Origin of the sequence: Devosia sp. Root635 (genome assembly GCF_001427605.1) — a bacterium.
GTDB lineage: Bacteria > Pseudomonadota > Alphaproteobacteria > Rhizobiales > Devosiaceae > Devosia.
Genome location: NZ_LMGZ01000023.1, coordinates 44615 through 57706, shown reverse-complemented (window position 1 = coordinate 57706; position 13092 = coordinate 44615). Strand labels below are relative to the sequence as shown.

At 65.5% G+C, this 13092-nt stretch carries 11 protein-coding genes; all 11 read left to right on the top strand.

Translation table 11 applies throughout. The features are described from left to right. The first annotated feature begins 97 nt into the window (after window positions 1-97). Window positions 98-799, top strand: coding sequence for a protein TolQ (gene tolQ / locus ASD80_RS17035; protein ID WP_056235862.1), 702 nt, complete (start codon window positions 98-100; stop codon window positions 797-799). Window positions 800-806: 7 nt separating this feature from the next. Next, window positions 807-1247 (top strand): protein TolR, encoded by a 441-nt coding sequence (tolR, locus tag ASD80_RS17030; protein ID WP_413813390.1) that lies wholly within the window; start codon window positions 807-809, stop codon window positions 1245-1247. A 4-nt stretch (window positions 1248-1251) separates the two neighbouring features. After that, entirely contained in the window at window positions 1252-2352 is a 1101-nt protein-coding gene (locus ASD80_RS17025) for a hypothetical protein (RefSeq protein WP_056235576.1), read from the top strand. A gap of 61 nt (window positions 2353-2413) precedes the next feature. Then, window positions 2414-3724, top strand: coding sequence for a Tol-Pal system beta propeller repeat protein TolB (gene tolB / locus ASD80_RS17020; RefSeq protein WP_056235575.1), 1311 nt, complete (start codon window positions 2414-2416; stop codon window positions 3722-3724). A gap of 325 nt (window positions 3725-4049) precedes the next feature. Beyond that, window positions 4050-4544, top strand: coding sequence for a peptidoglycan-associated lipoprotein Pal (pal, locus tag ASD80_RS17015; protein ID WP_413813387.1), 495 nt, complete (start codon window positions 4050-4052; stop codon window positions 4542-4544). Between the two features lie 167 nt (window positions 4545-4711). Then, window positions 4712-5758 (top strand): tetratricopeptide repeat protein, encoded by a 1047-nt coding sequence (locus ASD80_RS17010; protein ID WP_056235570.1) that lies wholly within the window; start codon window positions 4712-4714, stop codon window positions 5756-5758. Continuing rightward, entirely contained in the window at window positions 5755-7017 is a 1263-nt protein-coding gene (tilS, locus tag ASD80_RS17005; RefSeq protein WP_056235567.1) for a tRNA lysidine(34) synthetase TilS, read from the top strand. Before ASD80_RS17010 ends, tilS begins: the two co-directional genes overlap by 4 nt. 446 nt (window positions 7018-7463) lie before the next feature. Beyond that, window positions 7464-9392 carry an ATP-dependent zinc metalloprotease FtsH gene (ftsH, locus tag ASD80_RS17000; protein ID WP_056235565.1) on the top strand — a complete coding sequence of 643 codons (1929 nt, stop codon included), beginning with the start codon at window positions 7464-7466 and terminating at the stop codon, window positions 9390-9392. A gap of 124 nt (window positions 9393-9516) precedes the next feature. Continuing rightward, on the top strand, window positions 9517-10860 hold the full coding sequence (gene glmM / locus ASD80_RS16995; RefSeq protein WP_056235562.1) for a phosphoglucosamine mutase: 1344 nt from the start codon (window positions 9517-9519) through the stop codon (window positions 10858-10860). A gap of 144 nt (window positions 10861-11004) precedes the next feature. Then, entirely contained in the window at window positions 11005-11736 is a 732-nt protein-coding gene (locus ASD80_RS16990; RefSeq protein WP_056235559.1) for a hypothetical protein, read from the top strand. Between the two features lie 135 nt (window positions 11737-11871). Beyond that, window positions 11872-12855, top strand: coding sequence for a D-erythronate dehydrogenase (gene denD, locus ASD80_RS16985; protein ID WP_056235557.1), 984 nt, complete (start codon window positions 11872-11874; stop codon window positions 12853-12855). Window positions 12856-13092 lie beyond the last annotated feature (237 nt).

Sequence of the window (13092 nt, the reverse complement as noted above, 5' to 3'; positions counted from 1 at the left end):
GGCATTTCTCTTAATTTTGACAGATTTCGACCCCATCGCCTGATGCTTGAGGGTCGGTCAAGCGAACCGGGCCAAAAGGGATCACGACATGGAAGCCATGGACGCTGTGGGGGCGGTTGCCCCGCACACCGATTTCTCCATCTGGGGGCTGTTCTGGGCCGCCGACTGGATCGTCAAGGCGGTGATGCTGGGTCTGCTCGGGGCCTCGATCTGGTGCTGGGCCATCATCATCGACAAGACCATCACCTATCGCCGCACCCAGGCGGAGATGAACCGCTTCGAGCGCGTATTCTGGTCGGGCCAGTCGCTGGAAGAGCTCTATCAGCAGCAGTCCGAAAAGACGTCCGGGGGGCTGGGCGCGGTGTTCGTCGCCGCCATGAAGGAGTGGAAGCGCAGCCACGAGCAGAATGCGGCCAGTTTCGTGGGCATGCAGCAGCGCCTCGACAAGGTGCTTGACGTGGCCATTGCCCGCGAGAGCGAGCATCTGGAAAAGCGCCTGGGTTTCCTCGCCACCATCGGTTCGGCCGGGCCGTTTATCGGCCTGTTCGGCACGGTCTGGGGCATCATGAATGCCTTTACCGCCATTGCTGCTTCATCGAGCACCAATCTGGCCGTGGTCGCCGGCCCGATCGCCGAGGCATTGTTCGCCACCGCCATTGGCCTGGTCGCGGCTATTCCGGCGGTTATCGCCTACAACAAGCTCAGCTCCGATGCCGGCAAGATGATCGGGCGGCTCGAAGGCTTTGCCGACGAATTCTCCACCATCCTCAGCCGCCAGCTCGAAGCACGGAGAAGCTGACATGGGCATGGGTGCCGCAGCAGGCGGCGGAGGCGGCGGGCGCCGCCGGCGCCGCAAGAAACGGGCGATCATGAGCGAGATCAACGTGACGCCGATGGTCGACGTCATGCTGGTGCTGCTCATCATCTTCATGGTGGCCGCGCCGATGATGACGGCCGGCGTGCCCATCGACCTGCCGCAGACCGCGGCCAATGAGATGCCGAGCCAGACCCAGCCGATCACCGTGGCAGTGACGCCGGAAGGCACGATCTATGTCGACGAGGATGTGGTTGCCGAGACCGACCTTGTGGCCAGCGTGACGGCCAAGGCGGCCAATGGCACCGAGGATCGTATTTTCCTGCGTGGCGATACCAGCGCCAACTATGGCTCGGTGATGCGCGTCATGGGCATTTTGTCCGCTGCGGGCTTCACCAAGATCGGCCTCATCACCGAGCGGGAACCGGGCTAGTCCAGTGCGCACCGGCCTAGCGGTTTCGATCGTCGCCCACATCGCTGTGCTGACTATCGGCCTCATCAATCTGGGGTTTTCCGAACCGCTGACGCCTGCCGTGGAATCGATCTCGGTCGATCTCGTGCCGGTCGAGGAATTCTCCAATATCCGCGCCGGCCAACTCGACAGCCAGATCGTTGAGACCGAAACGCCCTCCATCGTCGCCGACGACAGGCAAGCCGAACTGGCTCAGCCCACCGGCAATACCGAAGAAGACCAGGTGACCCCGTCGCCGGCCGACATTCCAACGCCGGCTCCGGTGACCAATACCGCCCCGGCTCCCGAGACTATGCCGGAACCGGTGCCCGAGCCGGAGCCCGAACCTGCCCCGGCGCCGGAGCCGGCACCGGAACCCGAGCCCGAACCGGCCGTACCCCCGGTGCCTGCGACGCGGCCCACGCCGCCGCCCGAGCCGGAACCGGCTCCTGTGCCGACGCCCACGCCGGAGCCCGAACCAGAGCCCGAGCCGGAACCAGTGCCTGAGCCCGAGCCGCCGACGCCGCAGGTGGCGGCGCCGGTGCCAGCGAGCCGCCCGGCCAATCTCGAACAGAAGCGCCAGCAGTTCGCCGCTGCCGAGGCCGAGCGCAAGAAGCGCGAGGAAGAAGAACGCCAGCGCCAGGCCGCCGCGCAGCAGGCCGAGCAGCAGCAGCCGACGCCGCAGCTCGATGCGTCGCTGGCTGACGATATTTCTGCCATCATCAACAACGACAACACCACCGGCGGCACCACCGGGCAGGGCGGCACGCCGACGCTTGGCGATACCGATGGCACTTCGGCGCGCCTGAGCCAGTCGGAGATCGACGGGCTGGTGGGCCAGATCAAGCAATGCTGGAACCTGTTGCCCAGCGACATCAACAGCGGCCTCAATGTGCGGCTGATGGTGAGCCTCAATCCGGACGGCACGGTCAACGGCACGCCGGCCATCATTTCGGCCGACGCCTCGCAGGCAGGCGGCGCCATTGCGCGGGCGGCGCAGCGGGCGGTGATGAATTGCGGACCCTACCGCCTCTCGGCGGAGGCCTATGACGAATGGCGGCAGATCGACGTGGAACTGCGGCCGTGATTTTGAATTGGCACGTCTGGCGGGCAGAATGCCTGCCGACGGCGGAGAATGGAGACCGAACATGACCCTGATTACCCGGCGCAACGCGCTCAAGCTTGGCCTGGCTGGCGGGGCCCTGCTGGCCGGCTCCTCCATGGCGATGGCGCAGTTGCGCATCGTGGTGGAGGGCGCCAATTTCCAGCCCCTGCCGATCGCCATTCCCGATTTCGCCTCGTCCGACCCGACCTTCGGCAAGGAAATCGCCGATATCGTGCGCAACAACCTGCGCCGCTCGGGCCTGTTCCTGCCGCTCGATCCGGCCTCGCTGCCCATCCAGGTGGGCGACGTCAACAACACGCCCGATTTCGCCACCTGGCGCACCGCCAATGTCGATGCGCTGGTGATGGGCGGGGTCGAGCGCGGCGGGCAAATCTCGTCGTCGGTGCGCGTCTGGGATACCCAGCAGGCCGCCCAAGTGGTCGGCAAGAGCTACAATACCGATCCCAATTCGGCGCGCCGCGTTGGCCATATCATTTCCGACGCCATCTATGAGTCGCTGGCCGGCAGCACCGGCTATTTCGATACCCGCGTCATCTACACCGCCGAAAGCGGTCCCAAGGCCAATCGCGTGCGGCGCCTGGCCATCATGGATCAGGACGGCGCCAACGTGCAGTACCTGACGGATGGGTCGACCATGGCCTTGACGCCGCGCTTCGCGCCCAATGGCGACATGGTCACCTATATGAACTTCGCCGACGGCAATCCGCAGGTCTACCTGCTGCAGCTTTCGACCGGCCGCCAGCAGCGGCTGGCCAATGTCGGCGCCATGACCTTTGCGCCGCGCTTCTCGCCCGATGGCGGCACCGTGGTCTTTTCGGTGGAGCAGGGCGGCGCCACCAATATCTATGCCGTGGGCACCGGCGGCGGCACGCCGCAGCAGCTCACCTCGGGCGCGGCCATCGATACCGGCCCGTCCTATTCGCCCGATGGCAGCCGCATCGTCTTTGAATCCGATCGTGGCGGCTCGCCGCAGATCTACATGATGGGTTCAGGCGGCGGTAACGCGCAGCGCATCAGCTTCGGCCAGGGCAGCTACTCCACCCCGGTCTGGGCGCCCAAGGGCGATCTCATCGCCTTCACCCGCCAGTCGGGCGGCCAGTTCAATATCGGCATCATGAACCCGGACGGAAGCGGCGAGCGCATGCTCTATTCGAGCTTCCACGCCGAAGGCCCCACCTGGGCGCCCAATGGCCGCGTCATCATGTTCTTCCAGGATCCGGGCGGCAATGACGGCCCCAAACTGATGAGCGTCGACATCTGGGGTCGGAATTTGCTGACGATCCCCACCGAGAGCTATGCGTCCGATCCGGCGTGGTCCGGGCTGCGGGGGTAGCACCTCTTCACCTCGCCCTTTGGGGGAGAGGTCGGCCGAAGGCCGGGTGAGGGGGCCTTTACCGGGTGCGGTGCGTGGGGAAGGCCCCCTCACCCGCCTTGCTTCGCAAGTCGACCTCTCCCCGAAGGGAGAGGCGAAGGCTTCCCACTTAACCTTAACGTGATCATTCCCAGCCCTGTGGCAAACCGGCATCATCACAAAAAAGCCAGGATTCCCGCCACATTCGCGCCCGAATAGGACAAGATTAACCACTCCGGCAAACCCGGCCTTAAGATTAAGCGCGGTAAATGCCGTGCTTAAGATTGTTGCCTTTCAGGAGCCTCCCGTGGTCATTCCCGCACAACTCAACACCGCATTGCGCGCTGCCGCGATGCTGCTTTTCGTAGCGGTCATTGCGGCCTGTTCGCGGACGCCCAATACCATGCCGACCGGTGTCGGCAATCTGGGGCCGGGCGGCGGCGCGCCGGGCAGCCAGCAGGAATTCCTCGTGTCGGTCGGTGACCGCGTGTTCTTCGAGACCGATTCGAGCAGCCTCACCGCCGAAGCCTCGGCTACCCTCGACAAGCAGGCGGCCTGGCTCAACCAGTACCAGAATTACCGCATCATGATCGAAGGCCATGCCGACGAGCGCGGCACCCGCGAATACAATATCGCCCTGGGCGCCCGCCGCGCCTCGGTGGTCGTGAACTACCTGGTCTCGCGCGGCGTCAACGGTCAGCGCATCACCAGCCAGTCCTTCGGCAAGGAACGGCCGGTGGCCATCTGCAACGACATTTCCTGCTGGAGCCAGAACCGCCGCGCGGTCACGGTCGTCCAGTAAGCCATACCGGCCGCAAGGCCGAGGCAATCCAGTGCAAACTGGAGGCAATAGCGCCCGGAGCCATGTATTTGGCCCGGGCGCTTTCTTTTGACCAAAATTGCTCTTTATCGGCAGCCCCATCGGCACCATGTTGGTGGCCTCGGGTCCAGCGCGTTTGGAGGCGTCGTTTGAAGTTATCGGTCTATCTCAAAAGGGGACGCACCGCGCTTTGCACGCTGGCGCTCGCCCTCGGCATCACCGTTCCGGGCATGGCCGCCCAGGTGACGCCCCTGCCGCCGGCCGAGCTGGGGGGGCTGACCCTGACCAATGCCGCGCCCGCCCGCATCCATGTGGCCCAGACCCAGGATGCGGCGCAGCTCATGGTGCGCATCCAGCAGCTCGAAGAACAGCTCCGCCTGCAGAACGGGCAGATCGAGGGCCTGACCTTCCAGCTCACCCAGCTGCAGGAAATCCTCAATCGCATGCAGGAAGACAATGAATTCCGCTTCCAGGCGCTGGAAGGCGGTGCCGGCCCAAAACCTGATGCGGCAGGCCAAGCGGGCGGCGTGACGCAGCCCGAGGCACTGCCGCAGGACCCCAATGCCATCCCGGCCGACGCCGACGGCGTGCCGCTGACCGATATTCCCGAGCAGGGCGTGCAGCCGCTGCCCGGCGAGGCCGAGTTCGACCCAACCTTTACCGATGGCAGCGCGGCGCCGGCCGATGCGCTGGGCGAATCCGCCGATCCGCTGGTGGGCACCGGCGCGGCGGGTGGCGTCGACCTCACCACTGGCCAGCCGATGAATCTGAGCTTTGATCCGGCGGCGGCCAAGTCCGGCAATGCCGATGCCGATGCCCAGTTCGCCGCCGGCTACGACGCCTTCACCAAGGGCGATTATGCTTTTGCCGAAGATCAGTTCAGCCAGTTCCTGTCGCTCTATCCCGATAGCGCCCAGGCCACCGACGCCGCCAATTTCCTCGGTGACGTGCTGATCGGGCGTGCCGCCTATGACGAGGCCGCCGAAGTGCTGCTCGCCGCCTTCCAGAAGGCCCCGGACAGCCCGCGCGCGCCCGACCTGCTGCTCAAGCTGGGCATGTCGCTATCGGGCGCCGGCGAGCGGGAAACCGCGTGCCGCACCTTTGCCGAGATCGACAAGCGCTACACCACGCTCGCGCCCGCCTTCGTCACGCGGCTGGGCGAGGAGAAGACACGGGCCGAATGCCCGCCCGCATGACGGCTTCTTTCGAGGACGTGGCAGGGCGCGATGCCTTGTTCGCTGCGGTGGCGAATGAGCCGGCTATCGCCCTTGCCGTTTCGGGCGGGGCTGACAGCCTCGCCCTCATGGTGCTGGCGCAGCGCTGGGCCGCGAGCCTTTCCGCTGCGCCCCGGCTTTTCGTCTACTCGGTCGATCACGGATTGCGCCCCGAAGCGGCTGGCGAAGTCGCCATGGTGCTGCGGGTTGCCGAGGGGCTGGGCCTTGCCGCGCGCGGCCTGGCCTGGACCGGACCCAAGCCCGCGACCGGGGTGCAGGAGGCCGCCCGCATTGCGCGCTACCGCCTGATGGGTGCCGCCATGCAGGCGGATGGCGCGACTGTGCTGCTCACCGCTCATCACCGCCACGACCAGGCCGAGACGGTGCTGATGCGCATGGCGCATGGCAGCGGCATCGAGGGCCTCAAGGGCATGACCGAAATGACCGAAATCGAAGGCGTGCGCGTGCATCGCCCGCTGCTTGCTGTCGATCCGGCTGCCCTACGCGCGGTGGTCGACGGGGCAGGGCTCACGCCGGCCCAGGACCCCTCCAATACCGATCCGCATTACGAGCGCGTCCGCTGGCGCCAGGCCATGCCTCAACTGGCAGCCCTGGGCCTCGACGCCGGCGCGCTGGCCGTGTTCGCCGCCCGCATGGCCGAAGCCGACGCAGCAATCGTCCAGATGGCGGATGGCTGCTTCACCGAAATCGTGCGGCTGGACGGGTTCGGGGCCGCGCGGATCGAGCTCATGCCGTTCGTCGGCCTCAGCCCCGCCATTTCCACGCGCCTTCTCGGCCGCGTGCTCAACATCGTGGGCGGCCGCCAGAAGCCGCGCGCCCTGGGCCAGGTCGAGCGCCTGCGCCAGACCATTGCCGCAGCCGGCCTCGCCAAGGCCACCACGGTCCTTGGCTGCGTCATCCGCCTCAAGGACGATGCCGTCGTCGTGGCGCGCGAGCCCGGCCGGGCGCTGCCGCCAGATGCCCCGCTGGCCCCGCATGGCGAACTGGTCTGGGACGAGCGCTTCCGCATCATCAACACCTCGCCCGAGGCCGGCCTCACCGCCAGCGTCGCCGATTACCTGCCGCGCCATCGCCTCGAGGAATTCCTCGGTTTCAAGGTCACCGCCCCGCCCGAAGCCATCCGCACGGCGCCGATCGTGCGCAACGCGGAGGGCGGTGTGCTGTCGCTGGGCGGCTGGTCGTTCGATGAGCGGATCACCGTGCAACTGCTGATCGATTGATCCTGGTGCCGTGGTTGCACTATTTGCGTCGCCCACCGGCCCCACCCTCCCCCTTGAGGGGAGGGAAGCGAGATAGGACTTAGCTTCAGCTAAGTCCGTTGAATCGAGCAGGGTGGGGGTGTCGAGGTCTCCACCATCTCGATGCTTGCGGAACCCTCGACACCCCCACCCTCAATCCCTCCCCTCAAGGGGGAGGGAGGCGCCAGATCAACCCTCACGGGTCATCTCGAAACGTCCCGCAAGCACGAGCCGCATTGCAGGCGGACCTCTGTACGTCCTGATGGAACCAACCGAATCCCCACCGCGTATTAACCCAATCGCGACATTATGACTGGACGGGACACCCAAAGGACCGCAGGTCTTGCCCTTGTAACGCCCCAATGCCGGACATACATTCGGCACACGCGCCGCGCCCTCTTCGCGCCGGCTTCTCCGGGACAGGATTGATGAACGGAAACTTCCGCAACTTCGCCATCTGGCTGGTCATACTCTTTATGCTGATGGGCCTGTTCCAGGTCTTTCAATCCTCGACCCGCTCGACGTCGGTTTCCGACAAGAGCTACAGCCAGTTCGTCACCGATGTCGAAGCCGGCAGCGTCACCAGCGTCACCATTACCGACGATCTCGTGTCGGGCTCCCTGCGGGACGGCACGCGGTTCGAAACCGTGTTGCCCGCCGGCGCCGATGTCATCAATCGCCTGGAAGACAAGGGCGTCTCGATCACGGCCCGCGCGCCGGAATCGAGCCCGTTCTGGTCGATCCTGCTCAGCTCCTGGCTGCCCTTCATCGTCATTATCGGCGTGTGGTTCTTCTTCATCCGCCAGATGCAGGGCGGTGGCCGTGGCGGCGCGATGGGCTTCGGCAAGTCGCGCGCCAAGCTGCTCACCGAAACGCATGGCAAGGTGACGTTCGAGGACGTGGCCGGCGTGGACGAAGCCAAGCAGGATCTCGAGGAAATCGTTGAATTCCTGCGCGATCCGGGCAAGTTCCAGCGCCTGGGCGGCCGTATTCCGCGCGGCGTGCTGCTGGTCGGCCCGCCGGGTACCGGTAAGACGTTGCTGGCCCGCTCGGTGGCTGGCGAGGCCAATGTGCCGTTCTTCACGATCTCCGGTTCGGACTTTGTGGAAATGTTCGTCGGTGTCGGCGCCAGCCGCGTCCGCGACATGTTCGAGCAGGCCAAGAAGAACGCGCCCTGCATCATCTTCATCGACGAAATCGACGCCGTCGGCCGCCAGCGTGGCGCCGGTCTCGGCGGTGGTAACGACGAACGCGAACAGACGCTCAACCAGCTGCTGGTCGAGATGGATGGTTTCGAGGCCAATGAGGGCATCATCCTCATCGCCGCCACCAACCGTCCCGACGTGCTGGACCCGGCTTTGCTGCGTCCCGGCCGCTTCGACCGCCAGGTCGTGGTGCCGAACCCCGATGTCTCGGGCCGCGAAAAGGTGCTCAAGGTTCATGTCCGCAAGGTGCCGCTGGCGCCCGATGTGGATCTCAAGGTGCTGGCGCGCGGCACGCCCGGTTTCTCCGGTGCTGACCTGATGAACCTCGTCAACGAGGCGGCGCTGATGGCGGCGCGGCGCAACAAGCGCTTCGTCACCCATGCCGAATTCGAAGACGCCAAGGACAAGATCATGATGGGCGCCGAGCGCCGGACCATGGCCATGTCCGAGGACGAGAAGAAGCTGACCGCCTATCACGAGGCCGGCCACGCCATCATCGCGCTCAAGGTTGCGGGCATCGACCCCATCCACAAGGCGACGATCATTCCGCGCGGCCGTGCCCTGGGCATGGTGATGACCCTGCCGGAAAGCGACAGCTATTCGTTCAGCCGTGAAAAGGCCCTGGCCCGTCTCACCATGCTGTTCGGCGGCCGTGAGGCCGAGATCATCAAGTTCGGCCCGGAAAAGGTCACCTCGGGCGCCTCGGGCGATATCCAGATGGCCACCAGCCTTGCCCGCTCGATGGTGATGGAATGGGGCATGAGCGAGAAGCTCGGCCGCGTGCGCTACAAGAGCAATGACCAGGAAGTGTTCCTTGGCCATTCGGTGACGCAGAGCCAGCATATGTCGGATGACACGGCCCGGATCATCGACCAGGAAGTGCGCAAGCTGATCGAGGATGGCGAGGCTTCGGCCAAGGATATCCTCACTACCTACCACGACCAATGGGAGGCGATCGCCCAGGCGCTGCTCGAATACGAGACGCTGACCGGCGATGAGCTGCGCGCGCTGATGGATGGCCAGCAGCCGATCCGTCCGGACGATAGCGGACCGACGACCAAGGCCAGCGGCGTGCCGTCGGCCGGCAAGGCGGGCAGGAAGCGTCCCGATGCGCCGCCCGAGCCCGGCCTCGAGCCGCAGCCCAACAGCTAAGGGCATAACACTTTTAAGGGTCGCTGCAAGGCGGCCCTTTTACTTGACGGCAATATCCGCTATTTCGCCCCAAAGTGGTATTACTGGACGCGACCGGAATTGCCGGTTCGGGGGAGCACACGCTATGGCACGCAAATATTTCGGTACCGACGGAATTCGTGGCCTGGCCAATGGCGCCAAGCTGACGCCTGAGCTCGCGCTGCGCGTCGGCATGGCGGCCGGCCACACCTTCGTTCGCGGCGACCATCGCAATCGCGTGGTGATCGGCAAGGATACGCGCCGCTCCGGCTACATGATCGAAAGCGCGCTGGGCGCCGGCTTTACCGCGGTGGGGATGGACGTATACTTCCTCGGTCCGATGCCGACCCCTGCCGTCGCCATGCTGACGCGCTCGCTGCGCGCCGACCTGGGTGTGATGATCTCGGCCTCGCACAATCCCTATGACGACAATGGCATCAAGCTGTTCCGTCCCGACGGCTATAAGCTCAGTGACCAGGTCGAACTGGAGATCGAACGGCTGATCGACAGCGACATGACCGCGCTGCTGGCACATGGCCGCGATATCGGCCGGGCCCATCGCGACGAGGAAGCGCGCACCCGTTACATCGAATATGCCAAGCGCACCCTGCCGCGCGGCACCGACCTGGCCGGCCTGCGTGTCGTGCTCGATTGCGCCAATGGCGCGGCCTACAAGGTCGCTCCGGTGGCGCTGTGGGAACTGGGCGCCGAAGTCTTCACCATCGGCGACCGGCCCGATGGCTTCAACATCAACGACAAGGTCGGCTCCACCGCGCCCGAGGCCGTGGCGGCCAAGGTCAAGGAAGTGCGCGCCGATATCGGCATTGCCCTCGACGGGGATGCCGACCGCGTCATCATCGTCGATGAGAAGGGCGATGTGGTCGATGGCGACCAGTTCATGGCGGTGATCGCCCAGAGCTGGCTGGAGCGTGAAATGCTCGTCGGCGGGGGCATCGTCGCTACCGTCATGTCCAATCTCGGTCTCGAACGCTACCTGACCTCGCTGGGGCTTACGCTCGAACGCACCCAGGTCGGCGACCGCTACGTACTTGAAGCCATGCGGAGCAAGGGCTTCAATGTGGGCGGCGAGCAATCGGGCCACATCATCCTGTCCGATTTCACCACCACGGGCGATGGCCTGGTGGCGGCTTTGCAACTGCTGGCGGTGCTCAAGCAGCGGGAGCGCAGCGTTTCCGAGATTTGCGCCCGTTTCACCAAGGTTCCGCAACTGCTGCGCAGCGTCAAGTTCAAGTCCGGCAAGCCGCTGGAGCACAAGCAGGTTATCCAGGCCATCGCCGATGCGGAGGCCATGCTGGGCAATGGCGGGCGGCTGGTGGTGCGCGCCTCGGGCACCGAGCCGGTCATCCGCGTCATGGGCGAGGCCGACGACGCGTCGCTGGTGACGGCCGTGGTTTCCCAGATCGAAGCGGCAATCCGCGACGTCGCATGACGCACGGCTTTACTTACGGTTAACTACGATGGTGCTGTTGTGCTCTCATTAGGGTTAAGCTTTTAGGTTAAGCGCGCTTTAAGGAACTTATCCGATATTGGGCTGCAATCGACTCGTGTCGTGGCAATCCAGAGGACGTTTCACATGCGTAAGTTCATCGCTACGATGATGGTGGCGGGAGCCGCTGTCATTGGTGGGCAGGCGATCGCCGCCGATCTTCCCTACTATCCGCCCATCATCGAAATCCCCGATGTGGATTACGGCGTGTCCGGTTCGTTCTACCTGCGCGGCAGCGCCGGCCTGAACCTGCTCTGGGCCAAGGAAGTGACCCATCCTTCGGGCATTCCCGACACGGTCTTCGCCATCGATGGCTGGGGCTATGGCTATTCCATCGGTGCCGGCGCGGGCTTCGAGACCGGAACCGGCCTGCGCTTCGACGTGACCGGCGACTATCTCGTCAATGAAGGCCTGCAGACCACCATTGCCGGCTCGGCAAACCTGGCCAATGGCGTCCACAAGCTGTCGCTGCGCTCCACTGTCCTGCTGGCCAACGCCTATTACGACTTCGGCTTCGGCAATGGCGGCTATGGCGCTGCAGGCGGTGCGTTCGGCTATGTCGGCGCGGGTGCCGGCGTGGCCTTCAACAGCATGATCACTACCGGTCCGGGCGTGCCCGATACGCGTGGCGGCAATACCAGCTTCGCGGCGGCGGGCATGATCGGCGCAGGCTATGATTTCGGCCAGGTCGTTGCCGATATCGGCTACCGGGCCCTCTACATCAATTCGCTCGCCAACAGCACCCCGGCCAATCCTTATTCCATCGCCAATGCCTGGACGCATGAAGTGCGGGGCACGGTGCGCTACCGCTTCAACTGATCGGGGCGTGCGGGACAGCCACGGCCCGCCTGCTAGCCTGCTTCAGACCGGCGCCCACTGGGCGTCGGTTTTGCTTGTCCGGCTGGACAGGCGTCCGGCCTTGATAGCAGATGGGGGCCAACAGGCGGAGGCGTGATGAAGGTTCTGGTGATCGGCGCGGCAGGCATGGTCGGGCGCAAGCTGGTGGCGGCGCTGCTCGCGACAGGGCAGGTCGGCGGGCAGGCGATCAGCCACCTGGCGCTGGCCGACGTCGTCGCCCCCACCGCTCCGCCATCCCCCATCACGATCACCACCGCGGCCGTCGACCTCTCGGTTCCCGAGGTGGCGGGGCAATTGGTGGCCGACCGGCCCGACCTGATCTTTCACCTCGCCGCCATCGTGTCGGGCGAGGCGGAGGCCGATTTCGAGAAGGGCTACCGCATCAATCTTGACGGCACGCGCCACCTGCTGGAAGCGATCCGCCATGCCGGCCAGGCCGCGCCCTACCGGCCGCGCCTGGTGTTCACCTCGTCCATTGCCGTGTTCGGCGAACCCTTGCCCGAAGTCATCGGCGATACCCATCACCTCACCCCGCTCACCAGCTACGGCACGCAGAAGGCCATTTGCGAACTGCTGCTGTCCGACTATTCGCGGCGCGGTTTCGTCGACGGCGTCGGCATTCGCCTGCCGACCATCGTGGTGCGCCCCGGTAAGCCCAACAAGGCGGCCTCCGGCTTCTTCTCCGGCATCCTGCGCGAGCCGCTTGCGGGGCAGCCGGCCGTCCTGCCGGTGGCCGACAGCGTGCGACACTGGTTTGCCAGCCCGCGTGCCGCCGTCGGCTTCCTGCTGCATGCCGCGGCGATGGATACGGCGCTGCTGGGCAACCAGCGCAACCTGACCATGCCGGGCCTCGCCGCCACCGTGGGCGAGGAAATCGCCGCGCTGGAGCGGGTTGCCGGTGCGAAAGCCGCGGGGCTGATCCAGCGGGTGCCCGACGCGGTCATCGCCGATATCGTCGCCGGCTGGCCCAAGGCTTTCGAGGCCAGCCGCGCCAGGAGGCTGGGTTTTACCGGCGAAACCAGCTTCGACGAGATCATCCGCATCCATATCGAGGACGAGTTGGGCGGCAGGATCGGCTAGGGGCGCATCAATGTGGGTAGTGCCACGCCCTCGTGGTTCGATGGTCGCTACGCTCCCGCCTCACCATGACGGCTACTCCTGGCTCAATGCTCCAGTAGCCCTCATGGTGAGGTGCGCCTCTTCGGCGCCTCGAACCACGAGGGCGTGGCGCTATACAGCAGCAGCGACCCGACAAAGAAGCCCATTGACGGCTATGCCCCATCGGGCGTATCTCCCGCCTCAGGACATCTCGCCCTA

What these genes read in the sequence shown, in the direction of transcription:
- tolR (WP_413813390.1), top strand. Translation starts at nt 807, where the DNA reads ATGGGTGCCGCAGCAGGCGGCGGAGGCGGCGGGCGCCGCCGGCGCCGC.
- glmM (WP_056235562.1), top strand. Translation starts at nt 9,517, where the DNA reads ATGGCACGCAAATATTTCGGTACCGACGGAATTCGTGGCCTGGCCAAT.
- tilS (WP_056235567.1), top strand. Translation starts at nt 5,755, where the DNA reads ATGACGGCTTCTTTCGAGGACGTGGCAGGGCGCGATGCCTTGTTCGCT.
- ftsH (WP_056235565.1), top strand. Translation starts at nt 7,464, where the DNA reads ATGAACGGAAACTTCCGCAACTTCGCCATCTGGCTGGTCATACTCTTT.
- tolB (WP_056235575.1), top strand. Translation starts at nt 2,414, where the DNA reads ATGACCCTGATTACCCGGCGCAACGCGCTCAAGCTTGGCCTGGCTGGC.
- tolQ (WP_056235862.1), top strand. Translation starts at nt 98, where the DNA reads ATGGACGCTGTGGGGGCGGTTGCCCCGCACACCGATTTCTCCATCTGG.
- ASD80_RS16990 (WP_056235559.1), top strand. Translation starts at nt 11,005, where the DNA reads ATGCGTAAGTTCATCGCTACGATGATGGTGGCGGGAGCCGCTGTCATT.
- denD (WP_056235557.1), top strand. Translation starts at nt 11,872, where the DNA reads ATGAAGGTTCTGGTGATCGGCGCGGCAGGCATGGTCGGGCGCAAGCTG.